This window comes from Streptomyces sp. NPDC017936 (assembly GCF_044328485.1).
GTDB lineage: Bacteria > Actinomycetota > Actinomycetes > Streptomycetales > Streptomycetaceae > Streptomyces.
Map to the genome: position 1 here is coordinate 53,118 of NZ_JBIRHK010000018.1, position 26,078 is coordinate 79,195.

Sequence of the window (26,078 nt, forward strand, 5' to 3'; positions counted from 1 at the left end):
GCGGGTGGTGAGGGTCCGGCGCGGGCCCCGCCTCCCGGTCAGGCCGGGTGGCTGTAGATCTCGTAGGTGGCCCCGACGCGGCGCAGGGCCGTGTTCTCGTAGGGACGGGCGGCCGGTGGGCTGATCGTGCCTACCCGGCTGACCACGGCCGCGTCCGTCGCGGAGCCGCGCAGCTCGCCGAGGAGCAGACCGCGGATCGTCGCGGACAGAGCGATCGCGTCGGCCCGGCTGGCGGCGTACACGTCGACGTCGACCAGCGCCCGGTCGAGGCGGATGCCGTCGTCGCCGCCCGCCGGGACGCGCTGCACCTGCACCGTCGGCAGCTCCTCGAGGAGGTTGTTGTCGAGTTCGTCCCGCACGACGACGTCCGGCCCGAGGCGGGGCCGCAGCCACTTCATGACCTCGAGTTCGACGTCGACCGAGCCGACGGCGGTCATCAGCCGCCCCCTGCCGTAGCGGCCCGAAGGGCGATGTGGTGGGCAGGGACGCGCTCGGTGCCGTACTCCACCCAGCGGGCGTAGTAAGCGCCATTGCGGACCGTGGCGGTGGCCCGGTCCCGGCGGCGTCCGCCGCGCTTAGTGCTGGTCACACCCCAGCTGGACTTGTACTGGCCCGGGTGCGGATCCCCCGACCTGCCCACGGGTGACAGGGTGACCGCCAGCGCCTCGATCTCGTGGGCGCGGCGCACCATGTCCGCGCGGATCATCTCCGACCGCAGCAGCTGCCCCACGCCTTTCCGGGACATCTTGAACCGCGCTGCCATACCCTCAACTCCTCAACCTAGGGGAGAACATGGACGTCAAGGGCGTACTCGGCACCATCACCTTCGACGGGGAATGGGTCACCATCACCAAGTCGGCGCCCGGACAGCGGCCCGCACCGGTGCGGATCCGGGCCACCGACATCACCGGCACTCGCTTCAAGCCGGGCAACAGGCTCTTCCACGGCTACGTGCAGTTCGTGCTGCCCGGGAGCACCCCGGCCGCCGAAAGGCGGGGCCTGTTCCTGGGCGGCCGGCCGCCCTACGAGGACCCGCACAGCCTGTCCATCCGGCGCAAGCACAACGACGCCGCGCAGAAGCTGGTTGCCGCTGTCGAGCAGGCCCGCAGCTAGCCCGTCACCCGGTCGGCAGCGAACTGCACCGGCCCGCGAGTGCCGGTGAACGGGCTGCGGCCCCAGTCGCCGGGCTCGCCGGTGATCTCGCAGACGACGCCGCGCACCCGAGCCCGGTCCGTCGTCCGCAGCACGGTGCCCGCCGGGGCGTACACCGTCCAGCCGACGACGACCGTGTCCCGCGCCTGCTGATCTGATCCGCCGACCTGCGGGGACTGCTCGCGGGGTGTGACGACGCAGCCAGGGACGTCGAACGACTGATCGGGACCGGGCAGCGGCTGACCGCGGTCGTCCCGTCCGGGCGACGGGCCGGTGCGCAGGATCCGCACCGTCTCCCCGAACGGGTACGGGGCGGGCACCTACACCCACCCCCAGCCCGGCTCGTATTCCAGCGGCGGCCCGTAGTCGTCGTCGACCGGGTAAGTCGGCGACGGGTCCGCCGTGACCGGCGTCGGATCGACAGTGAAGGCGCCGCCACGGCCGGCCAGCGATTTGAGGGCACTTTTGTCGGACTTCGTCAGGTACAGACCGCCCGAGCCCTGCGGGCGCTGCACCGACATGGGGCCGATCGTCTCGTAGCTGACTTGCTGGGGATTGACGTAGGCCCGGCCCGCCACCGACAGGACCACCGCGGTCGCCTGATCGGGTAGCGGCTTGACGACCGTCTCACACAGAGCCACGGCCTGCGCGATCAGCAGATCAGCCCGGTCCCCGCGGATCTCCGGCAGATCCAAGTACAGGCCCAGGTCCTCGGCCGTCGGGGGAACGAACGCCATGGCAGCCTCCTATCGCAGGGCCTCCACCGCTTCGCACCAGGCGGCCAGATCGGCGGCCGGGTCGAGTTCAGCGCTGCGGGCCTTCGCCCGCTTCGACGCGAGCCGGTACTCCGCAGGCGTGAGCAGCTTGCGCAGCACCGCCTCGTAGCCGTCGACGTCGTTGCGGTCCACGAAGATCCCGGCCTCACCGAGCGACTCGCACAGGCCCGGGGTCGGGTGGGCGATGACGGGGATGCCGCTGGCGAGCGCCTCGACACCGGCGCGCCCCCACGACTCGTAGGACGACGGCATCAGCAGCACCCGCGTGCGGGCGTACACCTTCTGCCGCATGTCGGCGCCGTCGACGTGCTCGACGACCTCGACGTTCGGCAGGTCCGGGAGGATCTGTTCGCCGTAGGCGCCGCGCACCGCGAGGAACTGCTGCTCGGGCATGCGGCGCGCCAGATCCTCAAGGACCCGGCCGCCCTTCTCCGGATTGCAGTTGACCAGCGTGACCGCCCGGCCGGGCTTCGTCGCGTACTCGTCGGCGAAGACCGGCGGACGCACGATCAGGCTCGCGTCCGGGCGGACGGACTTCGGGTACTCGGCGAAGAACAGCTCCGCCTCCCGCTCCATCCACCGGCTGTTGTAGACCGCGAGCGCCGTCCCGCCCGAGGCCATGTCGCGGAAGCTGGGCCGGTGCGTGTTGTGGCAGACCACCACCAGCGGTATGCCGTATCCGCGCGCCAGCGCCGAGGCATGCGGCACGCACTCCAGGTGCGAGATCAGCACATCGGCCTTGCGAACCGCCGTGGGGAAGTCCAGGCGGGCCGCCAGCGGCACCACCTGGATGCCCCGGTACTCGTAGGGCTCCACCGCCTTGCCGTACCGGGACAGCCACACCTGCACGTGGTGCCCGCGCTCCACCAGCGGCCGCAGCATCGACACGAGCATGTGCTCCGCGCCCGCGTTGTGCTCCGGCGGCATGAGGTGGACCCGGGCCACGATGGTCAGCGCGGTGGCCGTCCCGCCCGGCGCGGTCACCGGGACAGCCCCCGCCATCAGCTGCCGCTCGGCGTGCCGGTGAACTTCACGAACGCCTCCGGGTCTCCCAGGACGAAACCGTAGTACGCCTCCGCGAGGAGGAGCACCAGGTTGTTCTGGAACGCCGAGACCGCGTTGCCCTCGTCGTCGATGTACGTCGCCTCGCGGGAGATGCGGACCGTGATGTCCATGCCCACGCCGTAGGCGGTCTGCGACCAGTCGCCGCCGATCGCCCGGAGCCCCGTGTCCACGCTGGTGGACTGACGGCGCAGCTTGCCGGACACGGACTTCGAGTACGCCAGCGGGTTGCCGATCAGCGAACCCGCCATCGCCATGCCGGTCCCCGGCGTCGTCGTCTCCACGAAGATGGGCCGACCGGTCGTGTCCGTGGCGCCCATCAGCTTCGGCTGGAGCCGGTAGTCGGCGACCGTCCCGGTGTAGTCCCAGTCGTCGTCGACGATCTCCTCCATGCCGTCGACGAAGTCCTTCCAGATGCCGCCCGTTCCCTGGGTAGCGGTACCCAGACTCACGGTCTTGTCGGTCTGCGCCAGGTAGTCCGGGAAGGGGCCCGTCGCACCCTTCATCGTCTTCCCGTGGATGGCGGCCATGTCGAAGGCCCGCGCGAACGCCGTCGGCAGGTCACGCTGCAACTGCGACCACAGGCCCGCCGCATTGGAGTCGACAACCTCCATCGCCACCGGGATCAGGACGGCGATCTTCTTGCCGGACATCGTCTTGACGCCGATGCCGCCCGAGCTCAGCGGCTTGCGTCCGGCCTGGTCCACCCAGTCCGCCGTCGGAACGTCCAGGGGCACCGGCACCGCCGTCTGAGCACTCATGCTCAGCGGGACCCGCTTCGCCAGCGCCATGACGGCCGACCCCTCGACGGACTTCTCGAAGATGGGGCCGGTCAGCTGGGGCGGCAGGAAGGTGGAGTTGATGTCACTGAGCTTGATCGGTTCTACAGCCATGGAGGGCTTCCTCTCAGCGGCCCTTCAGGGCCTTGTCCATGAGCCCGGCGAAGATCACGCCGGGGTCGGAAGATGAACGGGCGCCGTTGCCCGAGGAGCCCTGCGTGCGGTCCGGGACCGGCCGCCGCGGGGAGTTGTCGGCCGGCTTGGCCAGGTGCGGCTTGCGCTTGAGCAGGTCCGCGAGACTGTCGCGGATGCTGTCGCTGTCGATCTCGCCGTCGTCACCGACGAAGCCGTCCAGGTCGAGGAAGGCGTGCGCATCGTCCGGATCCGCGAACTCGGCCGCAGCCAAGGCCCGCACCTCCGCGCGCACCGCGCGCTGCTGCACGATCCGGATGCGCTGCTCGGCCTGCGTGAGCTGCTCGGCGAGCCGCTCCTGCTCCGACTTCTGGGCGTCCTCCAGCTCCTTCGCCTTGCGGGCGAGGGGCTCCAGCTCCTTGGCCTTCGTCCGGTAGCCGGCGGACTCCTTGCGCAACTTCTCGATCTCCTTGCGGGCGGTCTCAGGGTCCGCCCACGGGTCCGCCTTCGACTGCTCCGCCTCCGGGGCGGTAGCGGGGTCCTGCGGCTCCTTAACGACCTCGGGGGTCTCCTCGTTCTCGGGCATGGTGAAGTGGCCCTCCAGGGGCTGAATAGGCCGCCACCGGGGCAGCCAGGGGGTTGGTCAGTTCGAGCCCGGCAGCGGGTTGCTGTCGTGCTCGGCCAGCGCCAGACGGAACCGCCGGAGCTGATCGCCGGAGAAGGGCGCCGCGTGCTCGCGGTAGATCCGCTCCCACTCCCGCGCGTGCGGGGACAGCTCGAACCGCTGCCCCCTGAACACCGGGATCACGCCGCAGTGACAGCCGTCGTGCGCCCGGAAATCCGCCGTGGCCTGCTTGTACACCGCGCCGCGCGCGGCCAGCAGCTTGCAGAACGCGCACGCCCCGCGAGCCGCCGAACGCGCCCACGCCGTCGCCTGCCGGTCCTGCCGCACCGCCTCCTGGACAGTGCCGCGGCCCGTATCGGTGACCAGCTTCTGCGCCACCTGCTCGGCCTTCACCTCGGCCGCGGCCAGCCGGACCTCATCCGGCTGCCGCTGCGCGTCCGTGGTCTTCGGGTCCTCAGGGTCACGCGGCCACAGATCCTTCACCGCCCACCGCAGCGACGCCTCCGTCTGCTCCGGCGGAGGCGGATCCGCCACCGGCACCGTGAATACCCCCGGTGCCGCGGCCGCAGCCCGCTGGGCCTCGTAGAAGTCGGCGGCCAGCAGCGCGGAGGTGCGCGAGTACTGGTCGATCACCGCGTTCATGGCGGTGAGCCAGTCCGGCACCGACTCCCGCAGCCGCGACAGCAGGATCAGCCGCCGAAGCCCCCGGACGTCGCGCACCAGCAGCCGCGTCAGGCCGATCTGCGCGGCCCGGAAGCGGGCAGCGTCCTCACCGCCGTCAGAGACCGCCGTCGCCGCCACCGGTCACCTCCGCCGCCGCGGGCAGCTGGCCACTCTGGTCGCCCAGTGCGGCCAGGCGCTCCATCAGCCGCCCGCCGGCAGCCGCTCCGGCCATCCGGGACCGATCCGCGGTGACCCGCCGACGCTGCTCCTCCGTCAGGCCCGCCATCTCCAGCAGGACATCCGACTCCGCAGGGATGATCCCAGCCTGGGCCAGCTTCACCGCGGCGTCCGTCTGCGCGGCGATCGTCGGCGTCGCCGGGTTGCGCCACACGCACTCGATGCGCCGGGCCTTCTCCGGCGGCTCGCCATTGCGGAACCACAGCGCCAACCGCATCGCGTCCCGGTGCGTCGCCGAGAAGCGGCGGATCCTGCGCTCGGCCTTCTTCACCAGCGCGCCCTCGGCCGAGCGGATCGCGTCCGCCGATGCCGGGTTGTCGCTGGTGTAGCCGAGCATGTGAGGCGGCACCGACAACTGCGACGACATGATCCGCGCGTACAGGTCGATGATCTTCGTCTGCCCGGACGGGTCGTGCGCCGCGAACTGACCCACCGTCGGCGCGTTGCCGTCCTCATCCCGCTCCAGGGCCAGCACGCGCCCGATGTACGTCTCCCAGGCGCCCCTCGCATTCCCCTCGGCGTCCTGGAAGGCCGACTCGGCGGCCCCCAGGATGTAGCGCTGCGGCGCCTGGAAGAACTCGGCGCCCACCTCGATGCCCATCAGTCGGCGGCACGCCGCATCGGTGATCGACATGACCTCGGGGGTGATCTCCGACCGGCCGATCCGGTCCGCGGTCCGCTGGCGGTTCGCCATCCGCAGCACCGGCACCATGCCCAAGTTGTGCAGGTCCCGGTCGAAGACCTCCCAGCCGTCGGTGGTCTCAGCGGCGTACACCGTCTGGTCCTGCAGGTACAGGGTGACGATGCGGACGCCGTCCTCGACGGACTCCCGCAGCGCCGCCGTCGCCATCCGCAACCGCGCGTCCCAGAACATGGTCATGTCCAGCGGCGACTCGTAGGTAATGAGCGGCGGGTCGTCCCCCTCGCCCGAGCCGACCGCCACGTACTCCCGGCCGTAAGTGAGCGCGTCGAGGTGCGCGAGGCTCGCCTCGTCATACAGATCGTTCGACTCGGCGACCTCCTCCAGATCCGAGGAATCGGAACCGTCCGCCCAACGGAACGCCTCCAGGTCCAGGCGCTGCTCCAGCGCCTCCACCCCGATCCGCGGCCAGCCGATCACCGTATGCAGGCCCTTGAGCTGCGGCGGGATGCTGATCCCCAGGTCGCGGACGATCTGCTCACCGTTGAAGTAGGCGTCCAGCAGCTCCAGATCGAACCGGTGCGCCAGGAGGTCCGTGCGCAGCGCCGTCAGCAGCTGCAGCTCGTCGTCCGACAGGAACGTCAGCGGCAGTTCAGGGATGGTCATCGTCACCGCAGCACCACCACCCTGCCTGCTCGCGCTGTCTTCTTACGTCCGAGGCCCTTGGCCATCGCGTCCACCCGGCACTGCCAGGCCAGAACCGCCGCGAGCGCCGCGTCGATCTTTCGCGGGGACTCCGGGTGCTCCTTCATGATCTGGATGCCGCTTCGGGATGTCCGGCGGCGCGCGTTCAGCACATGCCGCGTAAGCGCACTCGCCCCATCGTGAGTCAGCTCGCCGTCCACCACGCTCGAGCGGAACTTCTCCAGCGCCCGCACAATCAGCCCCGCGCGGCCGCCGGTCATCCACCATTCGATCGGATGGTTGGCCGACGCCTTCACCTTCAGCCGGCGTCCGTACTTCGCCTCCCAGCCAGCCACGTGCGACTCCCAGAGCGCGGGGTCCGCGTACATGCCGACCACCTTGTAGTCCCGGAAGGCCTCCTCGACGGCCGCCAGAACCTCCACAGTGGGGACCTGCCAGTCCACCCCGAACGGACCGTCCGGCTGTTCCCAGCAACCCAGCAGGAACAGGTGACCGTCCGAGATCCGGCAACCCACCAGGGCGGTCGCATCCGTGACGCTGTGGCTCCGCTTACGGGAACCGTCGAATCCGAGCACAACTTCGTCTCTGCTGGACACCGTCTTGCTTGCATCCAGGGCGCTCGCCCACTCGGGCTGCGAGATCCACGAGTCCGACGCATGCGTGATCTGGTTCAGGTAGAACCGGCGAGCGTCCTGCGGATGCGTCGCCGGATCCCACACCTCGGCAGCGATCCGCTCCAAGTCCACCCAGCCGCCGGCCGCATCCGCCGAGTCGCCGTAGGTGTAGGCCAGGCCCGCCAAGAGCGACTCCCGGTCCGCCATGTCCGTCTCGGGCGGCGCCTCGCGGTGGTCGTACAGCAGGCCGTCGTCCTTCGCCCGGCCCTCGCAGATCCGCTTGTAGTACTCGGCCGACTCCTCGGCGACGCTGCCGTCACCGGGCAGGTACGCGTTCGGGGACTCGATCGAGCTGCCGTTGGTCTTGCCCAGGTTGCGGCGCAGCGTCGCGGCGAGCTTCACCCCGCCGTTGGAAGGCCGCCACTCCTCCGTCTGGTCCAGCACGCAGAACACCGGCCTGTTGCCCTCACGGCTCGTCGCCGCGCTGGTGACGAACTCGATGCGGCCCTTCGGCAAGTTGATGAAGGTGTCCAGCGGTTCGAGACCTGGATACTCATCCACCGCCGGCCCCTCGCGCAGCATCTCCAGCAGCGGCGCCCACGCGTTCCGGGTCTGGTCCTCGGACACCGCGGCCAGCTGCACCCACGGCGTGCGGACCTCTCCCCAGGGCTTCCCTACAGGCTCGCCGTCCGCATCCCAGCCATCCGGGATGACAGGGGCCAGCGCCTCAGCGCAGGCGATGGCGGCGAGCACCGGACTTTTCCCCAGCCCTTCGGCCGCGACAACACCCCGCGCCGGTACCGCCTCCTCCCCGTCCGCGGGTCGATCGCGTAGAAATTGAGGATGAACTGGGCCTGCTCGCGGGTCAGCGTCAGAGGCTCGTACTCTGTGCGGTCCGGGGCCGCGAGCATCTCGCCCATCCAGTCCAGCACCAGCCACCCGAGGGTGGGCATCTCCCCCTGGTAGCTAGGACCCCTCCACGGCATCGCCACCCCCAGGAAGCACCTTCAGATCCGCGTACCGCTTCCGCGATGAGCTCCCAGCCGGCCGCTTGCTGTCCGCCTCGTCGGCCTGGGCGAACTGCATTCGCAGCCTCGCCCGGTCCTCCGGCGTCGCGCCGAACTTCGCCACCCGCAGGCGCAGCTCAGCCGCCGCTGACATCTCACCCGACCACAGCCGGGCGTGGACCACGGCCGTGTCGAGCAGGAAGTCCCAGTCCGTTGACGAGAAGTGCTCCGCCTGCGGCGACGCCTTCCACATCTCCCACCAGTCCAGGGTGCGCTGCGGCCAGGGCACATCGATCATCTCGCCGCCGTCCCGCACCTGAAGGACCGGGAGATCTGGCGCCTCGGCCTGCTCGAAGCGCAGCAGCGTCTGAGGGTTCGGGTCCTTGTTGGCGCGCGCCCGGCGGGCGGGGTCCTTCGGCTGGGGGCCGCGGCCGGCCATGCGGACCACCACCCTTCATGATCCGAAGTCCCCAGACCCGTAGCCACAGACAGCGTGTATACGGCCCCGATCCGAAAAGATCATGATCATGGGGTATCCCCCCAGGTGATCATGAGCAGGCCCGCTCGAAGTCGATCTCTTGCGCAGCCAGGGCGGCGCCGGCGAGCGCCCTGGCGGTCGGGTCGGTCGAGCTGCGGACGATGCATGCGAGCACGTCGGCGAGAAGCTCGTCCTCCAGGCTGTGCTGCACCTCGAAGTCGGGCGCTGCGTCGGCTATGGCCTGCACGCGCTGCCGCACATGGGAGACGTCCACGTCAGCCTCCCTCCGCAGCCGGCTCGCCTACCTGCTGCGCCTACCGACGTTGGCCCTGCTGCCCGTGTACACGCCTGTCGCCCTGCGGTGCAGGAGCTGGCAGTAGCCCTTGGCCCTGGCTCCCATGTACTTGTGCAGCTGGCGGGTGCACCTGGTCCAGTCGCCGGGTGTACCCCATCGGATCTTGGCCGCGCCTGGTCCGCTGGTCCAGTACCTGCGCAGCGTGGCTGCGTTGCCTCGGTTGCTTCGTCCCTTGCTTGCCACAGTGGATCACTCCTCTTGCGGCGCGAGCTCCTGCTCCTCGTCTACCCGCTGGATGCTGGCCCCTTGCCCTGAGGGGATGGCGAGGCAGACGCCGCCCGCGTCGGAGAGGATGGCCCAGCCGGCTTCGAAGCGGAGGCTGAGGGATGGATCTTCGATGAGGACGTCGTCCCGCTTCTGGTCGCGGGGGTGGACGATGAGGTAGCGCGGCATGGTCACCTCAGCCCGGGGTGCTGCTCGGGCGGCCGCCTGCGTCCGGGCCGCGGGTTGGCGCGCTGGGCGGCATTGCCTTCCCTGCTGGACTTCTGGTCGTGGCAGGGGCCGCACACGCCCTGGAGAGCGGCCTCGCTGTGATCGTCAGTCTTGGCCTCGATGTGGTCGCAGAACTTGGACTCGCGCACGCTGCAGAGGACGCAGATGGGGTCGCGGGCGAGGATGCGGGCCCGAATCTTCTCCCAGCCGGACGGCAGTCGGGCCTTGCGGTCCGAGCCCCGCCAGCCGCCGCTCATTCCTCGCCGTCATCCTGGCGGACGATGCTGCGAACGTTTCCAGCAGGGATGTAGGCGACTGCCGATCCGTCTCCGGCCCAGCCGATGTACTGGCCGCCGGAGGGTTCGATGTTGTCGGCGTTGATCGTTTCGGTCTCGCCGTCCATGTAGGTGATCAGGTAGCGGGCCATGGGCGCGGGCCTTCCATGTGTCAGGCGTCTTCGGCTCGGATGGTGACGCTGCGTGCGAAGACGGTGAGAGTGACGGTGACGAGCTCTCCGTCCGTGATGTCGCCGATCTTGATGAGCGAGTCGGCCGGGATGGCGACGGATGTGCCGTTGATGCGGACCGTATTCGGCAGCACCACGTCAGCACCGCCGGTCAGTCCCTTGCGTTGCTCGACGATCTCGATGTCGGCTCCGCGCAGTTCAGCCACGGCGCGACCACCACCACACGCCGAGCGTCCCGCCGCGCATCTTCTCGACGCGGCCGCCGAGTTCGGCGAGGACGGAGTCCATGTCGTCGGCGTCCCAGTGGTGGACGTGCTCCTCGTGCGGGTTGCCGTCGACCTCGCCCTGCGGGGCTTCGACGATGGGCAGGCTGACGAGAATGTTCCAGCAGCCGGCCGCCTCCGCTTTGCGCAGCAGGGCGACTGCGTCCTCGCGGGGCATGTGCTCCAGCACGTCACCGAAGATGACGAGGTCCCGGAAGTACAGGTGCTCGGGCGCTTCACGCGCGTCGAGGTTGTGGACCTCGTCGTACATGTCCTTGCGCTTCGCGGTGTTCTTCAGCCCGTACTTACGGATGTACGGCTTGTGGATCTCGACCGCGGTCCACCACACGCCGTGGTGTACGGGCCGGAACAGCTTCGCGTAGGTCCCTTCGCCGGGGCCGACGTCGCAGACGGTGTCGGGCTGGTGGCGCTTGAACCGTTCGAGGGACCAGTCCTTGCCCTCAGCGATGCTCGTCGGCATGGCGGCCTCCTCCTCGGACGGCGGGACAATCAGGCGGCGCGGGCGCCGGCGGGCAGCGGCGGAGCCTGGCCGGGCGCGAGCAGTTCGCGCGTGTACTCGTCACGGCGGGCCTTCGGCAGGTCCCACACGCAGTACCGGGCTTGCTTGCCGCGGCCGGTCTTGGAGATGCGACCTTCGGAGGCCCACCGCCAGATGGTGCCGACGGGCACGCCCGCGTACCAGGCGGCATCGGCGGCGGTGACGTAGCCGGGAGGCATGTTGCACCTCCCCCCAGGAACACCGAAGGGCCACCGCGCGCGCGATGACCCTGGGGACACTTGTATCAGATTGAACAGAGTTTGCTTCGGTCCTGGTCAGCCTGTCAAGTGGCTGGTGGTGCGGGCGAGTCGTCGGCTCAGCGGTCGAGGCACCGCGTGACGACGGCTCCGCCAACGACGGCGATCGCGATGTACACCGCCAGCCCGATCAGCATGCGGCCGGTGCTCGGGTCTCCGGGCAGGGCGATCAGAGCGAGGGCGATTACGCCGAGGATGAGCGGGGCGAGGATCGTGTAGAGCCAGTACAGGGAGTGGTAGCGCTCCATCGGATTCTCCTTCACTGCGTGTTGTGGGTGCGGGCGATCAGCCCGCGGGTGCTGGTCTGCTGGGTGCGCTGGTCCTGGTAGACGGGCCCGCTGTAGTGGTGGTGATGCTGGTCGGGCGCCGCGTCTTTGGCCCGCTTCAGCACTCGGGCGATGGCGAGGGCGAAGATGGCGGGGGCGCCGAAGACGGTGGCGACGACGGCGGGGTCGGCGTGGCCGGAGGCCCACAGGATGGCGGTGGCGGATCCGCCGAGGGTGGCGGTGAGGACGCTGCCGGACAGCATGAGCGCGCTGGCGTCGGTGGCGCCCTGGCTCATGGGCGGCCGGCCGGGCTGCGGGACCGGCGGGGCGGCGCCGTGGCGCGGCAGGGGGCTGTCGTCGCGGAAGGCGGTGGCGAGAAGCCGGTCGGCGTGCTCCTTGGCGGCGACCTCCTCGCTGGCGGGGATGAGGGGCTCGTTCACGGGTTCTCCTAGGCGGCTGCGTCGAGTTCGGTGGGGTCGGCGGGGGTGTCGGCGTGGTCGGGGTGGGCCCAGATGCCGCGGTCGACGGCGACGGCCAGGCCCTTCGTCTTGAGGCGGGTGAGGGCGTTCTTTACGGCGCTGATGGTCAGCCCGGTCTCCTGCGCGATCGTGATGCGGCCGACGGGACGTCCACGCTCGGCGAGGAAGGCGAGCACCTTGTCGTCGGTGCCGGCGGGGGCTTCGGCTGCGATCGCCGCGGAGGCCTGCGCGATGGGGTCGCTGGACGGGACCACGCGGGCCGGGTCGGCGGGGCCGTCGCTGAAGGCGTCGTCGGGCAGCACTGGGGTTTCGCCGCGCAGGCGGGCCTCAAGCCGGTCGAGACGCTCGTGGTAGGCCTTGCCGCAGACCGCGGCGGCGGACGCTTCGACGGTGGGCGTGACGCCGGTGGTGGCCCAGTGGGCGGGGTCGCGGTCGAAGTAGGCGCGGAACTGGGCCTGCCGGTTGTCGGGGCCTTTGATGTAGCCGAGGCCGGCGGTGGACGTCTTGTCGGGCCAGTACATGGGCAGCTGGCTGGGGTTGACGTCCCAGCCGGGCAGGCCGATGGAGTCGGTGAGGCTGCTGGCGGTGCGGAACATGACCGTGTTGCCGGACTGGGCCTGCTCACGGATGTCGGTGGACTCCGGGGCGTTGCCGAACATGTTGGCCTTGGGGCCCTGGAACACCAGCCGGATCTTGATGCCGCACTTGCGGGCCATCTGGATGATCTCCAGGACCAGGGCGGGCGCGCCCTGCAGGTTCAGGACGCGGTGCGCCTCGTCAATGGTGACGGAGATCAGCGGGTCGGGGTCGCCGACGACGAAGTGGTCCCGGCCGCGCAGCTTGCGGCCCTTGTGGTCGACGAACTCCATCATCGAGTAGCGGGCGGACCGCTCGTACATGACGTTGCGGACGGCGTACAGCATGGCGAGGCCGCCCTGGGCGGTGTCCTCGTACCAGTCGACGGCCTCCCGCCAGCGTGGCAGGGACTGCCCGCCCTGCGGGTCGCACACCCACGAGACGATGCCGTTGTGGCGTTCGGTGCCGAGCAGCATGTCGAGGAAGCGGGACTTGCCGCCGTCGGTGGCGCCGTAGACGACGGTGTGGACCGGCCCGGACGGCTTCCAGAACGCGTAGTGGGCGGGCGCCCCGTCGTAAAAGAGGCCGACGGCGGCCTGCCCGGTCTTGGTGTTGAGGATCTGCGGGCCGGGGTGGTCGGTGGGCTTCTGCAGCGGGTTGCGGTCGAAGACGGCGATGATGGCCCGCTTCGCGGACTGGCCCGTCGCCTTCTCGATCTGCAGCATCTCCTCGGGCAGGTCAAGGGCGCCAGCGATGTCGGCGGCGGCAGCGTGAGCCTTTCGCCAGTTGCCCTTGCGGACGACGATGACGCCCGTCCAGCCGTAGTCGGTGGTGATCACGTTCTTGAGGTCGGAGCCGGGCAGCGGCCCGTCGGCGCAGGCGACCTCGTCCTGCCACAGCTGGATCTGCTCGGCGAGGAGGGGCGCGGGGGCGGCGGTCTTCTTGCCGCGACGCCACCAGTAGATGCCGTGGCCGATACCCCAGGCGGCGACGAGGGCCGGGTAGGGGCTGTGGCCGGGCTGGAGGCCTCCGGTGGCGGCCATGGCGGTGATGAGGCTGCCGCCGGTGGTGACGGCGGACGCGGCAGCGAGGTAGTCGGCGCGGGCGGGGAGCCGCTTGCGCAGCCGCTTCTTGCCGACGCGCATTTCCCAGCGACCCCATGCGGCGGTGGCGGCGGCGCCGGTGACGGTGGCGGCGAGGGCGGTCTTCCATCCGTCGTCGGGTACAGAGAGGGCGCTGCCGGCTATGGCCTGGGCGGCGGTGGCGTAGAGGGGGGCCATGCCGCGGCGGGTGCGGTAGGCGAGGCGCAGCGCGCGCCGGGCGGCCTTGGAGTTGCTGCTGCGGGAGGAGCCGGCCTTGCGCGTCTTCGTCGGACGGTCGTCGGTGCCGTCGGTCTTCTCGACGGTGATGGTCTTCGGCATGGCGGCTGCTACTCCTGCGGGCTGGAAAGTCTGAAGGGGGTGGGCGGCCCCGGCGCGGGTGGCCGGGGCCGCTGGGGTGGGGGTGGGGTCAGACGTCGGCGGTGTAGGCCTGCTTGGAGGCCATGCGCCCGCCGGTGGTGGCGACGGCTTCCTGGATGCCGCCGTGCCGGGTGTGGATGTTGCGGGAGGACTGGGCGGCGATGGCGGCCTTGTCGACCATGGCCTGCTGGAGCTTCTGCGCGGCTTCGAGGGCGGCGGCGCACATGTCGCGCAGGGCGGCGAGCTCCTGGAGGGTGCCGCCGTCGTCGCCGAATTCGAGGCCGGCGGCCTGCTCGATCATGGCTTCGATGGCGGCCATCTCGTCCTGGGCTCGCTGGGCCATGGCGCTGGCCTCTTCGGCGGTGGTGGTCGCTTCGGAGGCGGTGCGGGCGACGGCGGACTTGAGGGTGTTGACGCCGGTGATCTCGGGGATGGTGGCGATGGCCATGAGGACTCCTGTGTTGTGGGTGTGGGTGTCGTTCTTGATCAGGACGAGCTTTCGGGCCTCGGGGTCGGCCTGGGCCGGGATGGCCGGTGCGGCACTCTCCTCGCCGGCGGCGGTCTCGACGTCCGGGGCTGCCGGGGCGGGGGCGGGCTTGGGCTCCTCGACGGCGGCGGGTTCGGCCCGCCGGATCTTCTCGGCGGCCCGCTTCTTCGCCTTGGGCCACTCGCGCTTGAAGCCCTGCGCGAAGGCCTTGGCGAACGTGCCGGCGGCAGTGAGGGCGGTGGCCGCCCACGCCGCGGCCTTCGCGCCGAGACGGCGCCCCTTCTTCTTCGACGCCTTCGCGATGCGCTTCTTGTGCTTCTTCGACACCTCGGAGGTGGCGTTGTCGATGGCGCAGGCGCAGGCGTAGGCGATGGCCAGCAGGAGGATGAGGCCGAGCATGTCAGCCTCCCATCAGCCACATGGCGAGGGATCCGACCTGGGTGGCGATGAAGCCGAGCGTGCTGGCGGCGATCTCGCCGAGCGCCCCGGGGATCATCACGGCCAGGGGCGGGGTGAACGCGGCGAGCAGCAGGGTGCGCGGCTTGACGCCGGTCATGAAGTCGCTGATCAGCCACAGCAGGGATGCGGTGGCGAGCGCGAACATGATGCCGAAGCCGGTCCACTCCCCCGCCAGCGCGTCAACCTTGCCGTCGACGGCAGTGGTGGCCTGGTTGATGAGCCGGCCGACGGGGGTGGAGACGAGGCCGATGGATGCGGTGAGGACGAGCAGGACCTGGATCTGCGGCCCTTTGATCTTGGCGGCGAGCTGGTTGATCCAGGGGAGGCGGTCGGCGACGTACAGGACGCCGGCGGCTCCGAGGCAGGTTCCGCCGGTGGCGGCGGAGATCCCTGCGTCGATGGCGGGCATTTTCGGGGTTCCCCCTTGCGGTTACGGTGGGTTAGTGGTTTCCTCGCGCGCGCGGGCGCGAGCGGGCGCGTTGGGGTCCGCTGGCTCGGGCCGGGACGGCTTGAGCCATCCGTTGAGCCATTACGGACCGTTAGCTGTCGGTGAGGGTTTGGCGGAGCTGGTCGATGAGTTGGGTGGCCCGAGCAGCTGCGTCGGGCCGGCTGTTCTCGGGGAGCTGAGAGATCGCCGACCGAAGCTGGTCCATGGCGACCGCCAGTACCGCGGACGGTCCTCGTGTCTCGGCCTCCTTGCGTCGGTCGCCCAGGAACTGGGCGGACCGCGCCTGTCGCAGGGCCTTACGGGACGGGCGGCGGGCGGTCGCCACGACGTTTCCTCCTTCTGCTGGTCGGGATCTGGGTTCCGGGTCTGCTTGCCGGGTCTGCGATGGTTCCGCTCACCGGGTCACTCACCGGGGTTGAGCTGGGGTTTTGCTTCTTCGACTGCTTCCGGCAGTCTCGGCAGCAGCCGCCCCGGGCGGGATGGCTGCCACCGGGAACACCGGGGGCTATCGGGTGGGGGTACTGGCCTCGCGGGTCTCGATCTCGCCCCAGATGCGGCGCACGCGATGCTCGCCACCCTGGAAGCCGTGCTTACGGAATTCGGACTGCGCCTGCCGGTAGGAGCGAGGCGGGTGCAAGTCGTAGCGCAGCCACCGAAGGACGACTTCGAGCTGCTCGTCGGTGAGCGTCACACCCGGCTGCGGAAGGTCGACCCCAGCGACGGCGGCCAGGTCCTCGAGCGTCATACCGCCCTCGGCGGGCGCCGTCTCATCCCCCTCGACCCTGTCCGTTTCGTCCGGGGTCACGGGGGGTGGTGTCACGGCCGCGATTTCCGCCTTGGCCTGTGTGACACCCGTGACACGCCTAGGTGTCACAGTGGGGCGTGACGCCGTCAGCGCCAGGTCGCGGCCGGCGAACGCCATCGCGGCCACGCCGTGCTTCTTCTCGGACTCGGCGAGGCGCCCCTCGGCCTTCGCGCGGGCTTCGTTGATCTGCGCCTGGGCCTTGGTGAGCACCTCGGCCCGGGCGGTCTGTCGCTCCATCTCGGCGAGGTGCCCGGCGGTCTCCGTGAGCACGTCGGTGGCGGCCTCCGACCGCAGATGCCGGGCCTCGGCGGCAGCCAGCGCCCGGGCATTGCGGTCGGCCGCCGACTGCTCCGCGATTACCGCGGCGGTGCCGGCGTCCGCCAGGACGTTCCCGGCGAACAGCCGCAGCCCCATGAAGAGGGCCGCAGCCACCGGCACGCCGGCGAACACCTGGGCGTGACCGAGGACCAGCAGCGTCGCCGTCGACACGCCGACCGCCACAGCGGACAGGCCCAGCATCACGGCCATGCCGACACGGGACCGCTGCCGGATCGCGATCTCCGACATGCGCAGCGCCCCGATCCACAGGGCGTCATAGACGAGGGCGATCGACCAGGCGACGACCGTGCCGAACGTGTCGTCCAGGCCGACCATGTGGCCCAGCTGCCCGCCGACCGTCACGGCGACCAGGACGAGGGAAGCGAGCGTGAGCAGCTTCTCGACGACGGCGAACGCGTCCACGCGGCCGAGACGACTGAGGTGCTTCATGGCCCCTCCTTTCAGGGGTGGGGTGCCGGGCGGCAGGCGGGGGAAGTGGCCGTCCGGCGGCTTGGGAAGGTCAGTCCTGCGCTCGGAGGCTCCGCATGGTGCGGATGTAGTTGATCTCGTCGAGGGTGGAGTCGATCTCGTCGCCGGCCTTCCGGGCCGCCTCCTCGCTCCCCCTGGCCTGCGTGGCCTTCTGGTGATTGCGGAGATCCGTCACACGCATCTCCAGCGGTTCGATCTCGTGGTCGTAGCCGGGCATCTCATTCCTCTCGGGTCAGGCGGCGGCGAGGGTGTTGCGGAGGGCGGTGATCTCGTCGGCGAGGGCCGGGTCGTACTGCTCGGCCTCCCACTCGATGCGGGCCGCGGCGATGCGGTCGCCGCGGGAGTCGGCGGCGAGCCAGTCCGCGATCAGCCGGGCGCGGGCCGCGGAGTCCGCGGCGTCCGGGTCGAACGGCGGCGAGGTGACGAGGGTCAGGGACATGACGGTGCCTTTCTGGATCAAACGGGTGGGAGGTGGGATGGCCGCGGGCGGGACGGGGGGATTGGACGTGCCGCCCGCGGCCGGTCTAGGGGTGGGGCTAGCGCTGCTGCTCGGCGGCCAGGCGGGCGGCCTCAGCGCGGGCAGCCTCGGCGGCCTCGGCGGCAAGCCGAGCGGCTTCGATTCGCTGCTGCGCGAGAAGGTCGGCGGCCTGCTGCTCCGTCACGGCGTCGCCTCCTCGTCGAGGAGGTAGACCAGCGACTTCACGGTCTGCTCCATCCGACCGAGCATCCAGGCGATGGCCCAGCGGTTGGAGAAGTCGAGCTGCTCGGCGTCGGCCAGGACCTCGCGGGCCCTGGCGACCTCACGGTCACGGCGGGAGTCGTCGATGTTCACCATCACGCCACCTCCTCGACGATCACGAGGAAGGAGTCCGAGGCGAGGTCCATGACGACGTCGGCCTCGCGGCCCTCGCTGCGGCGGGCGGCGGCGAACTCTTCCGCCGGCCACGACCCGCGCGGGCCCCCGGCGGGGAACCGCTCCAGGACGGTGCGCGGCTTACGGACGTAGGACGCGGCCTCATGCGCGGCGACATCCGCCGCGGACATGGTCGAGGCGGTCACGCCGCACCTCCCTGCATGTCCTCGATGAGGTCGCGGACGGCGGCGAGGCGGGCGATGGGGTCCTGGCCGGTGGGGACGACGACGAGGCGCAGGCCGTCCTCGCGGACCATCGCGAAGGCGACGAACTCGCGGCGCAGCTTCGGGTCGAGGGTCTCGGTGTCCCACTCCTCCATCTGGACGTCGCGCTCGGCGAGGAGGGTGGCCAGCGTGTCGCGGGCGTCCTGCTCGTCGGCGAGGCGCTCGAACTCGGCGAGCTGGGTGCGCGCGGTGGCGACCATCTCGCGGAGGCGGGCCGGCGTGACGTCGCCGAGGTCGGCGAGCTGCGGGTCGGTGGACGCGACCAGCGACAGGCTGCCGGTGTCGATGTCCGCCATGACCTCGGCCTCGAGGGTCAGGCTCAGAGCCCGCGCAGCGGGCAAGCCCTGGGTAGGGCTAGACTTTCGCAGTGCCATGAGGGGGTCCCTTCAGACAATCCTCGTGGTAGGGCCGGCCTGCGAGGTGAGAGTCGCGGTGTCCGGCCCGTCTTCTGTTGTGGCGCCGTTCGCAGGCCGAAGCCCGGTGAGAGTGAACGACTTACCCGACTTCAAGGGGGGCCTTGGAGTCGTTGAGCTACATCCTGTCCTCGCCCCGCCCGCACTGTCAAGAGGAGTCTTGAAGTCGCGCTGAATGGCCCATACGCTACGTCCATGACAGAAGCGCTCACCTCCGCAATCGAGTCCGAGACGGGACGGATCACGGGCATCGAAGACCTCCTCGAGCGCTTCCGTGCGGTCCGGGAGTTCCGCGAAGCGATGGCCACTGGCGATCGAATCGGCAGAGAGATGGAAAAGACCATCGTTGCCGAACTGAAGGAGGGCCGACCGTGGCGCGAGGTCGGCGAACTGCTTGGCGTTTCTGGCTCCCGAGCAGAGCAAATCGCCAAGGGCAGATGACCGGGCGATGTTCATGCCCTTGAGTCAAGCCGTGCCGTAGCCGGGTCGCCATGACCGGCCGGTGCAGTGCCGATGCAGCAGGGATGCAGTCGTAGTGCAGAACGCCCGAGACGATCAGGCAAGGGGCGCAGAGTGGACGTCGTGACGTGGACCGGCCGCACCGCTTGCGCCCTGCAGCAGGCCCTCCGCATGACGAACGACGACTTCGCCGACCACCTCGGCGTCGCGGTCCGCACGGTGGCGAACTGGCACGCCACCCCCGCCACCGTGCCGCGCACCGAGATCCAGTCCGCCCTCGACACCGCCTACGAGAGGTCTTCGCCCTCGGTGCAACGACGCTTCAGCATCCTCACCCGCCCCGCCTCAGCCGCCGTCGAGGCCCAAGCCCTCCGCGTGGCAATCGCCATCGTCCTCAAGGGCGACGACGTCCTCCTCGTATGCCGCCGCGGAGAAGGCGAGATCCGCTGGCAATTCCCGGCCGGCATGGTGAAGCCCGGCGCCGACCCGGCCGCCGTCGCGGCCCAGGAAACGCACGGCGAGACCGGAGTGCACTGCCGGATCCGCGAGCAGCTGGGCGAGCGCGTGCACCCGGTGACCGGAGTAGTGGCCTCATACTTCCTGGCCGATCACCTCGCCGGTGAGGCGTCCAACCGGGATCCGCTGGAGAACGCGGACGTGGTGTGGGCGCCCCGCACCGCCTTGACTCGCTTCATCCCTGAGCAGTCCATCTACCCGCCGATCTTGGAGGCGCTCGCATGACCGACACCACCGACCAGCCCGCGCTCTCCATGGCCGTCGTGGTCGCGGACGGCAAGCTCCTGATGATCCGTCGACGCCAGCGCGAGGGCGACCTCCTGTGGGCCCTGCCCGGCGGGGCCATCGAGGACGGCGAGAGCGTCGAGGAGGCGGCCGTGCGGGAGACGGTGGAGGAGGTCGGCCTGGTCGTGGCCGCAGTGAAGGTGCTCGGCGAGCGCGTCCACCCGAAGACGGGCCGCGCGATGTCGTACACGGCCTGCGAGGTGCTGCAGGGTGAGGCGAAGGTCGCGGACGAGGACGAGCTCGACGCGGTCGCCTGGGTAGCCCTCGACGAGATCCCCCAGTACGTGCCCTACGGGCTGTACGAGCCCGTGCAGGAGTACCTGGAGGGGGTGCTCGGCGCATGACAAGGACGGCCCTGTACCGCCTCTTCGATGCCGATGACGTACTGCTCTACGTCGGCATCGCCAAGGACCCCGAACTTCGCTGGCAAGGGCATGCGCACTCGCCGACGTCGCAGTGGTGGCCGCAGGTGGCCCGCAAGGAGGTCGAATGGTTCGCCACCCGCGAGGCGGCGGATGCGGCGGAAACGGCCGCCATCGAATCCGAACACCCTGCACATAATCGGGCCAAGATGTCTCGCCGGAATAGCTCCTGGGGCCAATGGGGTATCAAATCGCCCGAGATCAACCGGGCGGTCACGCACAGGGATCCGCTGTCCCATCAGGTCGCACGCGCTCTCCGCTCCGACATCACCAGTGGCAGGATTCGCCCAGGTGACCGTATGCCAACGGCGCGGGAACTGTTCCAGCGCTTCGGCGTCACCGATAACACTTGCAACCTCGCACTTAGGCGGCTGGCCGACGAAGGGCTCTGCTACCAGCCGCGTCCGCACAGCCGCTACGTATGCAGCAGTGCGGACTCGGATTCACCGGCTTCGACGCACGCGCCATCTCCGGTTCCATTGGAGGACAGCGACCTCGTATACCGCACGTTTCGATTCGCGCCCAGTAGGCCGGAGAAAGGCGCGGCGCAGATCAGGGCGAAAATGACAGACGAGCAGTGGACGGCGTTCGTGGCTGCAGTCGTCGCAGAGGACGCCCGCCGTAACGCCGCATAGCCGACCCCAGACGCACGGATGCCCCCCGCACCGGTTGGGTGCGGGGGGCTCCGTCGTGTCGGGCTACCGGCGTCGGCGCGGCGGGCCGTAGGGGCTCTGCCAGGCGGGCCGGCCGTCGCGGCGGCCGGGGGCGTTCGGGGTTCCGACGTCGCGCTGGAGGGCTTCCTGCAGTGCGGCGAGGGCGCGGGCGGCCGATTCGGCGGCCGGCTTCACGGCCTCGATGTAGGCGCGGCCGAAGGCTTCGATGACTGCCCGAGCTCGACGGATCCGTTCGGCCTCGACGCGGGCTACGTGCTCCCGGAACTCCTGCCAGGTGCGCTGGAATTCGGGGTCGATCTGGGGCGGCTGGATGTGGAAGTCGATGCTCCTGACGCCGCCGAGCTCCTGCCACTCCCCTGCCTCGTCCATGACCATCACTGAGGCGCTGGCTCCGTCGAGGCTGATCGTCCCGGCCTCGGGCTGGCTGCGCATCTCGACCACGGGCACGCGCCCGGGCAACGGCAGGGGCTCGGGTGCGGACCGCATGGCGTCGTCGCTGACGGTCCAGTCGTGGAGGGCGCTGTCGATCTGGTCGAGGATGTCGTCGCTGCGCACGGTCAGGGCTCCTTGGGCGGGTTGGCGGGTCTCAGTCTGGCGGAAGCGGCACGGGGCCGGGCCCTCTTCACGCGGCCCGCCTTTCGGCGAGCGGCAGCTTGAGCGCTTCACCGTGCCCGTACTCCCTCTCGCAGCTGCGACATTCGAAGCCGTCGGTGTCGAGGGTGACGGTGGTGGCGGTGCCGCAGGGGCATTGGACGGCGACGCGGCGGGGGGACCGTTCGCCGCTGATGATCGCCTCTGCTTGGCGGGCGGCCTGAAATATCTCTCTGGCACATTCGTCCAGCGCCGGGTGCCGGGACGCAGCCCGGGTGAGGTTGCGGCGGAGGGTGTCGACGGCCTGGTCGACGCGGTGCTGAAGCCGGCCGCCGGTGCCGTGGACGGCGAGCCCGTAGGTAGCCCAGTCCTCCACCCAGGTCTCCAGCATGGAGACGATGCCACCGTTCGCGGTGAGGGAGAGGATCTCCAGGTTGGCGGGGGTGCCGCGGCCGGGGGTGCCGGATACGGCGGGCCCGTCGCCGCCGCGCCGCCCAGGCTGGATGCGCAGGCACAGGCGGGCGTACAGGCCGGCGGGCCCGGCGAATTTGCGCAGGTCGGCGTCGATGCGATGCTCGCAGGGGATGCAGATGTACCGGCCCGTCTCGTGGTGGAGGAGCTGGCGGGGGCAGATCACGCAGCGGGGCGACGGGGCGTCGTCGTCGAACATCGGCGGGGCTCCTTGCTGTGGTGCGGGCGGGGCGGCGGGTCAGGCTGGCTAGCGCTGGGGCTGGAAGGTCCACCAGCCGTCGTAGCCGTCGGGGATCGCCGGGTAGTTGGCGAGCATGGGGCGGAGGATCGCGAGGTTTTGCTCCTGGTCGGCGAGGGTGCCGGTGCCCCAGTAGGAGTCGCCGTCCCATCGGCCGTGGCAGTCACCGCCGTAGCGGCCGTCGGTGAACCGGCGCAGGAATTCCTCGGCGGTCGTCGGTGTGGGGTCGTCGATGATGTCGCGCAAGTTGCCGATGCAGGCGACGGTCTCGCTGCGGCGGCGCCGGAACCAGACGGCATCGATCGAGTACCAGGCCCAGCTCTTGTCGGGGTCGCGCTCGGATCGACGGAACGAGGCAAGGTCGACGGCGTAGGGCTTGCGGCTGATCAAGAAGCGGTCTTCACGGATCACGGCGTCTCCCGGTTGCGGGGTTTCTTGGTGCGCAGGAGTCGGACGGGCCGGGCGTCGCGGCTGCCGTCGGCCCGTTCGACGAGGACATTCCGCGGCGCGGCCGGTGCGGTGGTGACGTGCGGGAACAGACCGGGCGGCGGGCCGGGCACGGCGTAGCGGGTGCGGACGATCACCGGCTCCCACCGGTTGGGCCCGCGGTTCTCCCAGTAGGTGCGCGGGGCAGGCTCCGGGTCGGCGGGCTCGGGGAGGACGAGATCGAGGGCGAGCTGCTCGGTCACCGTTCCCCCGTCTTTTCGCCGTCCCACCAGCGGCGGTCGTCGGCGGCGGCCTCGCGGACGGACGGGCCGGCGTCGTGGGCGTCTCCGCCGGGGCAGTGGACGGGTGCCGCGTCGGGGTCGGGGCTCCACTCGTGGGGGGCGTGCAGCGGGCCGAGAAGGCGGGCCGCGTCGCAGCGGGGGTCGGTCATGCCGTCTCCTTGCTGGCGTTCGGGGCGGGGATGAGCCCGCGCCGGCGGGCTATGCGGACGGCTGCGGCGCGGCGTTGGTCGCGGGGCAGGTAGGTGACGTCGAGCCGCCGGTAGGCGTTCGACAGGAGCATCGAGACGTGCTCGCGGGTGATCCCCATCTCGTCGGCGACCTGGCGGAGGGTGGCGCCGGTAGCGGCGGTGGTGAGGGCTTCGGCCTGTCTGGGCGTGAGGGGCATTCCGGGCTGGTTGCGCATCAGGCCCTCCTCCCGGGTCCGGGCCGGCGCACCTGTCCGCGGGTGTCCAGCAGTCCGTCGGCGCGGGCGAGGAGGAGCAGGGCGCGGCGGATGACGGATCCGAGGCGGTCGCCGCGGCGGGCGTAGGCGGCGAGGATCGCGGCGGAGCCGTCGTCGGGCTGCCAGCGCAGCGGCGGCCGGGTCACGGCTTCTTCTCCGCAGTGGGCCGGACGGGCACGACGGGGGCGAGAGCGTCTCGCAGGTCGGCGAGGAGCTGGTCGCGTTCGAGCGGGTCCATGTCGGGCCGGACGGTGAGGTGGAGGCGGGCGTCGAGGATGCCGTTGGTCCAGCCGATGTCGACGGGTTCGCCGTGCGCGACGAGACCGTTGGCGGGCGCTTGGGGCTTGTGCAGGTCGCGGGGGGTCGGGATGTCGGACACGGGGGCTCCGATCGGGTAGGCGGGCTTGCGGTCGAGGGCGGTACGGAGGCGCTGGCCGAGGGCGCGGTACAGCTGGTCGGCGGTCACGGTTTCTCCTTGGCGGGTTGGCGGGGCGCTCAGCGCCTCTGTGAGGGCTTGGGGGCGGGTCCGGCGTCGCGAGAGCCGCGCGAGGGGCTCTCAGGCGCCCCTGCGGGCGTCTGTGGCCTTTCTCGGGCGCCCGGAGGGCTGACCCGGTCGGCCACCGCCGACACCACCGCCCCGACCGCACACACCACGGCGGCGGCGAGGCAGGCGGCGATGACGGCTGGCAACCAGACAGGCAGGGTGGTCACTCGGGTCCCCGGCAGGTGACCTCGTCCGGGTCGCGGGTCACGCGCTCCCCGACGAACTCGCAGGGCGGTCGTCCGCAGCAGGAGCTGATGCCGTTGGAGCCGGGCAGTGGGATGGCGTGGACGGTAGCGGTCGTCTCCTGCGTCTCGGGCTGCTCCCCGACGGCGGGCGGCTTGGGCATCCACTCGCAGCCGCATCCGTCGGCGCAGCCGTACACGCTGTGCTCGTCGGCCGGGTGGTCACAGACGCAGCGGCCCGCGGTGGCCATACGGCGCAGCTCGGTGGTTGCGTCCTTCCAACCGAGGACCCAGGGGGAGTTCTTCGGCTCCTCTGGCCAGTCCTTGAAGAACCGCTCCAGGCCCTTGTCCAGCGCGGCAATCGCTTCGGTGAGGACGGCGGCCCGGTCTGTGGGCGGCGGGACAGGCGAGACGGCGGGCTCCCACACCGCGCGGAACGTCGCGTCGGCCTTGGCCACGAAGTAGCCCTCGTACTTCACCACCCAGTCGGTGGGCTTGATCCCCACCCAGTGACTGGCTTCGACGAGGAGCTGGGCGTCCTGGTCGGGGTCCTCGATGCGGTCCTCGGGGTCGATGGTGTCGAAGTCGCTGCCCGCGAAGGCGCGGAGGGCGTCGGCGTTGGTGCCGGTCCACTGGACGGCTTCGATCTCAGCGGGGGTGCGGCGGTAGCGGGCTGGCTGGTCGGTGGTCATGGTCATCCGTTCGTGAGGCGGGGCGGGCAGGGTGGTCACGGCTGCGGTTCGGTGTGGTCGGGGCAGTAGTCGCGGCCCTCGACGTCGCTCCAGCCCTCCGCGGTGAGCTGGGCGCGGTGGTCGGCGGCGAGCTGCTGGCGGGTGACGGGCTGCAGGCTGGAGGTGATGGACCACTCGGGGCAGTCCTCGCCGGCACACGTGATCTGGTGAGTGACAGGCACGGGGATCTCCTCGGTACGGTGGGGGCACGGCCGCTCCGGATTCCGCCCGGAGCGGCCGGCGTGCTGGGTGGTCATGCGGCGGGCAGCGTGAGCGCGGACAGACGGCGAACAATCTCCTCGCAGGACTTCTCGTCCCGCTCGATGGCCACAGCGCGGACCCCGAGAAGCGCGGCGGCTTCGAGCACCGTCCCGGAGCCAGCCATCGGATCGACGACCAGGCCGCCGGGCGGCGTGCACTCGCGGACCAGAGGCATCACCACGGCGAGCGGCTTCTCGTCCTGGTGCCGCTTACGGAGCCGCACGGACGGCGCCTCAACCACGTAGGTCACCGAGCGGGGCTGACGGGTGCCGTCGTCCTGCCATGTCGTAGCGCGCCCGTCCCGCTGGTGGGCTGCAGCCCGCGACGCTTTACGGACGGTGCCCTTGTTCGCGGTGGTCCGTTCCCGCTCCCATACGTGGTGCAGCTCGGTCCACCGGCCGCGGTACCAGTGGTAGGCCCACTCGTGGACCTTGATGAGCCGGTCGCGGGAGCCGGGACCGGAGCCGTTGCGCTTGACCCACAGGGCTTCTTGGGCGAGGCGCCAGCCGGTGAAGTCAGCGGCGTGCTCCAGGAACATGCGGGCGGAGCCGAAGCACCACAGCGACGCAGACGGGGGCAGTACGGCACCGACGGCGTCGACCCAGCCGTCGGGCCAGCGGTCCCAGTCGGCTGCGGTCTCGCCGTAGGGCGGATCGGTGACGCAAGCGGTGGGCTGTTCGGGCAGGTTGGGGAGCACGTCGCGGCAGTCGCCGAGGTACAGGGTGAGGCCGCGGTCCGGGTCTTTCCAGTACGGCGGGTTGTTCATGTCTCCTCCTGGTGGTGTGCGGGTGGTCGGGGCTGGTGCGGGCACGGCCGTGGTGTCGGGCCGGACGCGGCGGTACCGCACGGCCAGGCACCCGGACGGGTCACGCGGCGGGGTACGCGCTGCGGAGTCGACTGGTGATCCAGGCGTGGCCGCAGCGGGGGCACCGGTAGGCGGAACGGATCTGGGAGCCGTCGGCGCGCTCGGATCGAGGGCGTATGCCGCGGGCGCA

At 70.8% G+C, this 26,078-nt stretch carries 48 protein-coding genes; 5 read left to right on the forward strand and 43 right to left on the reverse strand.

The genetic code is table 11. The features are described 5' to 3' along the window. Nucleotides 1-38 precede the first annotated feature (38 nt). Nucleotides 39-437, reverse strand: a complete 399-nt coding sequence (locus ACH4F6_RS31435) for a hypothetical protein (protein ID WP_397963759.1) — start codon at nt 435-437, stop codon at nt 39-41. Beyond that, nucleotides 437-763 (reverse strand): HK97 gp10 family phage protein, encoded by a 327-nt coding sequence (locus tag ACH4F6_RS31440; RefSeq protein WP_397963760.1) that lies wholly within the window; start codon nt 761-763, stop codon nt 437-439. Before ACH4F6_RS31440 ends, ACH4F6_RS31435 begins: the two co-directional genes overlap by 1 nt. Before the next feature lie 29 nt (nt 764-792). Here ACH4F6_RS31440 and ACH4F6_RS31445 point away from each other — a divergent pair, with 29 nt between their 5' ends. Then, nucleotides 793-1,113 carry a DUF4429 domain-containing protein gene (locus tag ACH4F6_RS31445; RefSeq protein ID WP_397963761.1) on the forward strand — a complete coding sequence of 107 codons (321 nt, stop codon included), beginning with the start codon at nt 793-795 and terminating at the stop codon, nt 1,111-1,113. Here the strand turns inward: ACH4F6_RS31445 and ACH4F6_RS31450 are convergent. The 30 genes from ACH4F6_RS31450 to ACH4F6_RS31595 all read right to left on the reverse strand — a co-directional run bounded on the left by ACH4F6_RS31450 (nt 1,110) and on the right by ACH4F6_RS31595 (nt 18,467). Then, nucleotides 1,110-1,472 carry a hypothetical protein gene (locus ACH4F6_RS31450; RefSeq protein ID WP_397963762.1) on the reverse strand — a complete coding sequence of 121 codons (363 nt, stop codon included), beginning with the start codon at nt 1,470-1,472 and terminating at the stop codon, nt 1,110-1,112. The two genes, ACH4F6_RS31445 and ACH4F6_RS31450, sit on opposite strands and share 4 nt — an antisense overlap. Then, nucleotides 1,473-1,889: a hypothetical protein gene (locus ACH4F6_RS31455; RefSeq protein WP_397963763.1), complete on the reverse strand. Its 417-nt coding sequence runs from the start codon at nt 1,887-1,889 to the stop codon at nt 1,473-1,475. It abuts the gene before it with no gap. A 9-nt stretch (nt 1,890-1,898) separates the two neighbouring features. Then, nucleotides 1,899-2,930, reverse strand: a complete 1,032-nt coding sequence (locus tag ACH4F6_RS31460) for a glycosyltransferase family 4 protein (protein WP_397963764.1) — start codon at nt 2,928-2,930, stop codon at nt 1,899-1,901. Next, nucleotides 2,930-3,883: a phage major capsid protein gene (locus ACH4F6_RS31465; RefSeq protein WP_397963765.1), complete on the reverse strand. Its 954-nt coding sequence runs from the start codon at nt 3,881-3,883 to the stop codon at nt 2,930-2,932. The genes ACH4F6_RS31460 and ACH4F6_RS31465 overlap by 1 nt, the downstream gene beginning before the upstream one ends. Before the next feature lie 13 nt (nt 3,884-3,896). Continuing rightward, nucleotides 3,897-4,487, reverse strand: coding sequence for a hypothetical protein (locus tag ACH4F6_RS31470; RefSeq protein WP_397963766.1), 591 nt, complete (start codon nt 4,485-4,487; stop codon nt 3,897-3,899). Between the two features lie 57 nt (nt 4,488-4,544). Beyond that, a complete protein-coding gene (locus ACH4F6_RS31475; RefSeq protein WP_397963767.1) occupies nt 4,545-5,327 on the reverse strand; it encodes a hypothetical protein in 783 nt (260 codons plus the stop codon). Next, nucleotides 5,305-6,732: a phage portal protein gene (locus tag ACH4F6_RS31480; protein WP_397963768.1), complete on the reverse strand. Its 1,428-nt coding sequence runs from the start codon at nt 6,730-6,732 to the stop codon at nt 5,305-5,307. Before ACH4F6_RS31480 ends, ACH4F6_RS31475 begins: the two co-directional genes overlap by 23 nt. Before the next feature lie 2 nt (nt 6,733-6,734). Beyond that, the gene (locus ACH4F6_RS31485) at nt 6,735-8,138 is read right to left on the reverse strand and encodes a terminase (protein WP_397963769.1); all 1,404 of its coding nucleotides are present in this window, start codon (nt 8,136-8,138) and stop codon (nt 6,735-6,737) included. Between the two features lie 213 nt (nt 8,139-8,351). Further along, complete coding sequence (locus ACH4F6_RS31490; protein WP_397963908.1) at nt 8,352-8,831, reverse strand: hypothetical protein; 480 nt, start codon at nt 8,829-8,831, stop codon at nt 8,352-8,354. Nucleotides 8,832-8,940: 109 nt separating this feature from the next. Continuing rightward, the gene (locus ACH4F6_RS31495; protein WP_397963770.1) at nt 8,941-9,144 is read right to left on the reverse strand and encodes a hypothetical protein; all 204 of its coding nucleotides are present in this window, start codon (nt 9,142-9,144) and stop codon (nt 8,941-8,943) included. Between the two features lie 27 nt (nt 9,145-9,171). Next, nucleotides 9,172-9,408 carry a hypothetical protein gene (locus ACH4F6_RS31500; RefSeq protein WP_397963771.1) on the reverse strand — a complete coding sequence of 79 codons (237 nt, stop codon included), beginning with the start codon at nt 9,406-9,408 and terminating at the stop codon, nt 9,172-9,174. Between the two features lie 6 nt (nt 9,409-9,414). Beyond that, complete coding sequence (locus tag ACH4F6_RS31505; RefSeq protein WP_397963772.1) at nt 9,415-9,618, reverse strand: hypothetical protein; 204 nt, start codon at nt 9,616-9,618, stop codon at nt 9,415-9,417. A 2-nt stretch (nt 9,619-9,620) separates the two neighbouring features. Next, nucleotides 9,621-9,914, reverse strand: coding sequence for an HNH endonuclease (locus ACH4F6_RS31510; protein WP_397963773.1), 294 nt, complete (start codon nt 9,912-9,914; stop codon nt 9,621-9,623). Next, entirely contained in the window at nt 9,911-10,084 is a 174-nt protein-coding gene (locus tag ACH4F6_RS31515; RefSeq protein ID WP_397963774.1) for a hypothetical protein, read from the reverse strand. Before ACH4F6_RS31515 ends, ACH4F6_RS31510 begins: the two co-directional genes overlap by 4 nt. Nucleotides 10,085-10,104: 20 nt before the next feature. After that, entirely contained in the window at nt 10,105-10,329 is a 225-nt protein-coding gene (locus ACH4F6_RS31520; protein ID WP_397963775.1) for a hypothetical protein, read from the reverse strand. Continuing rightward, complete coding sequence (locus ACH4F6_RS31525; protein WP_397963776.1) at nt 10,322-10,867, reverse strand: class I SAM-dependent methyltransferase; 546 nt, start codon at nt 10,865-10,867, stop codon at nt 10,322-10,324. Before ACH4F6_RS31525 ends, ACH4F6_RS31520 begins: the two co-directional genes overlap by 8 nt. Nucleotides 10,868-10,896: 29 nt before the next feature. Further along, nucleotides 10,897-11,124, reverse strand: a complete 228-nt coding sequence (locus ACH4F6_RS31530) for a helix-turn-helix domain-containing protein (RefSeq protein WP_397963777.1) — start codon at nt 11,122-11,124, stop codon at nt 10,897-10,899. 137 nt (nt 11,125-11,261) lie between these two features. Further along, nucleotides 11,262-11,450, reverse strand: coding sequence for a hypothetical protein (locus ACH4F6_RS31535; protein ID WP_397963778.1), 189 nt, complete (start codon nt 11,448-11,450; stop codon nt 11,262-11,264). A gap of 11 nt (nt 11,451-11,461) precedes the next feature. Further along, nucleotides 11,462-11,908, reverse strand: a complete 447-nt coding sequence (locus tag ACH4F6_RS31540) for a hypothetical protein (protein ID WP_397963779.1) — start codon at nt 11,906-11,908, stop codon at nt 11,462-11,464. 8 nt (nt 11,909-11,916) lie between these two features. After that, a complete protein-coding gene (locus ACH4F6_RS31545; protein WP_397963780.1) occupies nt 11,917-13,944 on the reverse strand; it encodes a hypothetical protein in 2,028 nt (675 codons plus the stop codon). An 88-nt stretch (nt 13,945-14,032) separates the two neighbouring features. Then, a complete protein-coding gene (locus ACH4F6_RS31550) occupies nt 14,033-14,869 on the reverse strand; it encodes a hypothetical protein (RefSeq protein ID WP_397963781.1) in 837 nt (278 codons plus the stop codon). 1 nt (nt 14,870) lies between these two features. Further along, nucleotides 14,871-15,338, reverse strand: a complete 468-nt coding sequence (locus ACH4F6_RS31555) for a hypothetical protein (protein WP_397963782.1) — start codon at nt 15,336-15,338, stop codon at nt 14,871-14,873. 130 nt (nt 15,339-15,468) lie between these two features. Then, on the reverse strand, nt 15,469-15,702 hold the full coding sequence (locus ACH4F6_RS31560; RefSeq protein WP_397963783.1) for a hypothetical protein: 234 nt from the start codon (nt 15,700-15,702) through the stop codon (nt 15,469-15,471). 180 nt (nt 15,703-15,882) lie between these two features. Beyond that, nucleotides 15,883-16,950, reverse strand: a complete 1,068-nt coding sequence (locus ACH4F6_RS31565; protein WP_397963784.1) for a hypothetical protein — start codon at nt 16,948-16,950, stop codon at nt 15,883-15,885. Nucleotides 16,951-17,020: 70 nt separating this feature from the next. Beyond that, a complete protein-coding gene (locus ACH4F6_RS31570) occupies nt 17,021-17,206 on the reverse strand; it encodes a hypothetical protein (RefSeq protein ID WP_397963785.1) in 186 nt (61 codons plus the stop codon). Between the two features lie 15 nt (nt 17,207-17,221). Next, complete coding sequence (locus ACH4F6_RS31575; RefSeq protein WP_397963786.1) at nt 17,222-17,428, reverse strand: hypothetical protein; 207 nt, start codon at nt 17,426-17,428, stop codon at nt 17,222-17,224. Between the two features lie 97 nt (nt 17,429-17,525). Next, nucleotides 17,526-17,651: a hypothetical protein gene (locus ACH4F6_RS31580; protein ID WP_397963787.1), complete on the reverse strand. Its 126-nt coding sequence runs from the start codon at nt 17,649-17,651 to the stop codon at nt 17,526-17,528. Continuing rightward, nucleotides 17,648-17,824, reverse strand: a complete 177-nt coding sequence (locus tag ACH4F6_RS31585; protein ID WP_397963788.1) for a hypothetical protein — start codon at nt 17,822-17,824, stop codon at nt 17,648-17,650. Before ACH4F6_RS31585 ends, ACH4F6_RS31580 begins: the two co-directional genes overlap by 4 nt. Beyond that, complete coding sequence (locus tag ACH4F6_RS31590) at nt 17,824-18,048, reverse strand: hypothetical protein (protein ID WP_397963916.1); 225 nt, start codon at nt 18,046-18,048, stop codon at nt 17,824-17,826. Before ACH4F6_RS31590 ends, ACH4F6_RS31585 begins: the two co-directional genes overlap by 1 nt. Beyond that, entirely contained in the window at nt 18,045-18,467 is a 423-nt protein-coding gene (locus ACH4F6_RS31595; RefSeq protein WP_397963789.1) for a hypothetical protein, read from the reverse strand. The genes ACH4F6_RS31590 and ACH4F6_RS31595 overlap by 4 nt, the downstream gene beginning before the upstream one ends. A gap of 267 nt (nt 18,468-18,734) precedes the next feature. Between ACH4F6_RS31595 and ACH4F6_RS31600 the strand changes: the two genes are divergently transcribed. The 4 genes from ACH4F6_RS31600 (at nt 18,735) to ACH4F6_RS31615 (ending at nt 20,856) form a co-directional block, all read left to right on the forward strand. After that, nucleotides 18,735-18,980: a hypothetical protein gene (locus tag ACH4F6_RS31600; protein ID WP_397963790.1), complete on the forward strand. Its 246-nt coding sequence runs from the start codon at nt 18,735-18,737 to the stop codon at nt 18,978-18,980. 132 nt (nt 18,981-19,112) lie between these two features. Beyond that, complete coding sequence (locus ACH4F6_RS31605; protein WP_397963791.1) at nt 19,113-19,739, forward strand: NUDIX domain-containing protein; 627 nt, start codon at nt 19,113-19,115, stop codon at nt 19,737-19,739. Continuing rightward, on the forward strand, nt 19,736-20,143 hold the full coding sequence (locus ACH4F6_RS31610; RefSeq protein WP_397963792.1) for an NUDIX hydrolase: 408 nt from the start codon (nt 19,736-19,738) through the stop codon (nt 20,141-20,143). Before ACH4F6_RS31605 ends, ACH4F6_RS31610 begins: the two co-directional genes overlap by 4 nt. Further along, nucleotides 20,140-20,856 carry a GntR family transcriptional regulator gene (locus tag ACH4F6_RS31615; protein ID WP_397963793.1) on the forward strand — a complete coding sequence of 239 codons (717 nt, stop codon included), beginning with the start codon at nt 20,140-20,142 and terminating at the stop codon, nt 20,854-20,856. Before ACH4F6_RS31610 ends, ACH4F6_RS31615 begins: the two co-directional genes overlap by 4 nt. A 63-nt stretch (nt 20,857-20,919) precedes the next feature. Here ACH4F6_RS31615 and ACH4F6_RS31620 read toward each other — a convergent pair whose 3' ends face one another. The 11 genes from ACH4F6_RS31620 to ACH4F6_RS31670 all read right to left on the reverse strand — a co-directional run bounded on the left by ACH4F6_RS31620 (nt 20,920) and on the right by ACH4F6_RS31670 (nt 25,849). After that, a complete protein-coding gene (locus tag ACH4F6_RS31620; RefSeq protein ID WP_397963794.1) occupies nt 20,920-21,450 on the reverse strand; it encodes a hypothetical protein in 531 nt (176 codons plus the stop codon). Nucleotides 21,451-21,517: 67 nt separating this feature from the next. After that, complete coding sequence (locus tag ACH4F6_RS31625; protein WP_397963795.1) at nt 21,518-22,156, reverse strand: hypothetical protein; 639 nt, start codon at nt 22,154-22,156, stop codon at nt 21,518-21,520. A 48-nt stretch (nt 22,157-22,204) separates the two neighbouring features. Then, entirely contained in the window at nt 22,205-22,606 is a 402-nt protein-coding gene (locus ACH4F6_RS31630) for a hypothetical protein (protein ID WP_397963796.1), read from the reverse strand. Continuing rightward, nucleotides 22,603-22,884 (reverse strand): hypothetical protein, encoded by a 282-nt coding sequence (locus tag ACH4F6_RS31635; RefSeq protein ID WP_397963797.1) that lies wholly within the window; start codon nt 22,882-22,884, stop codon nt 22,603-22,605. The genes ACH4F6_RS31630 and ACH4F6_RS31635 overlap by 4 nt, the downstream gene beginning before the upstream one ends. Further along, nucleotides 22,881-23,072, reverse strand: coding sequence for a hypothetical protein (locus tag ACH4F6_RS31640; RefSeq protein ID WP_397963798.1), 192 nt, complete (start codon nt 23,070-23,072; stop codon nt 22,881-22,883). Before ACH4F6_RS31640 ends, ACH4F6_RS31635 begins: the two co-directional genes overlap by 4 nt. Next, on the reverse strand, nt 23,069-23,326 hold the full coding sequence (locus ACH4F6_RS31645) for a sigma factor-like helix-turn-helix DNA-binding protein (protein ID WP_397963799.1): 258 nt from the start codon (nt 23,324-23,326) through the stop codon (nt 23,069-23,071). The genes ACH4F6_RS31640 and ACH4F6_RS31645 overlap by 4 nt, the downstream gene beginning before the upstream one ends. Further along, nucleotides 23,326-23,511 (reverse strand): hypothetical protein, encoded by a 186-nt coding sequence (locus ACH4F6_RS31650; protein WP_397963800.1) that lies wholly within the window; start codon nt 23,509-23,511, stop codon nt 23,326-23,328. The genes ACH4F6_RS31645 and ACH4F6_RS31650 overlap by 1 nt, the downstream gene beginning before the upstream one ends. After that, on the reverse strand, nt 23,508-23,831 hold the full coding sequence (locus tag ACH4F6_RS31655) for a hypothetical protein (protein WP_397963801.1): 324 nt from the start codon (nt 23,829-23,831) through the stop codon (nt 23,508-23,510). The genes ACH4F6_RS31650 and ACH4F6_RS31655 overlap by 4 nt, the downstream gene beginning before the upstream one ends. A gap of 241 nt (nt 23,832-24,072) precedes the next feature. Then, nucleotides 24,073-24,783, reverse strand: coding sequence for a hypothetical protein (locus tag ACH4F6_RS31660; protein WP_397963802.1), 711 nt, complete (start codon nt 24,781-24,783; stop codon nt 24,073-24,075). Nucleotides 24,784-24,818: 35 nt separating this feature from the next. Further along, nucleotides 24,819-25,004 carry a hypothetical protein gene (locus ACH4F6_RS31665; RefSeq protein WP_397963803.1) on the reverse strand — a complete coding sequence of 62 codons (186 nt, stop codon included), beginning with the start codon at nt 25,002-25,004 and terminating at the stop codon, nt 24,819-24,821. Between the two features lie 71 nt (nt 25,005-25,075). Then, complete coding sequence (locus ACH4F6_RS31670; protein ID WP_397963804.1) at nt 25,076-25,849, reverse strand: DNA-methyltransferase; 774 nt, start codon at nt 25,847-25,849, stop codon at nt 25,076-25,078. Nucleotides 25,850-26,078: the final 229 nt, after the last annotated feature.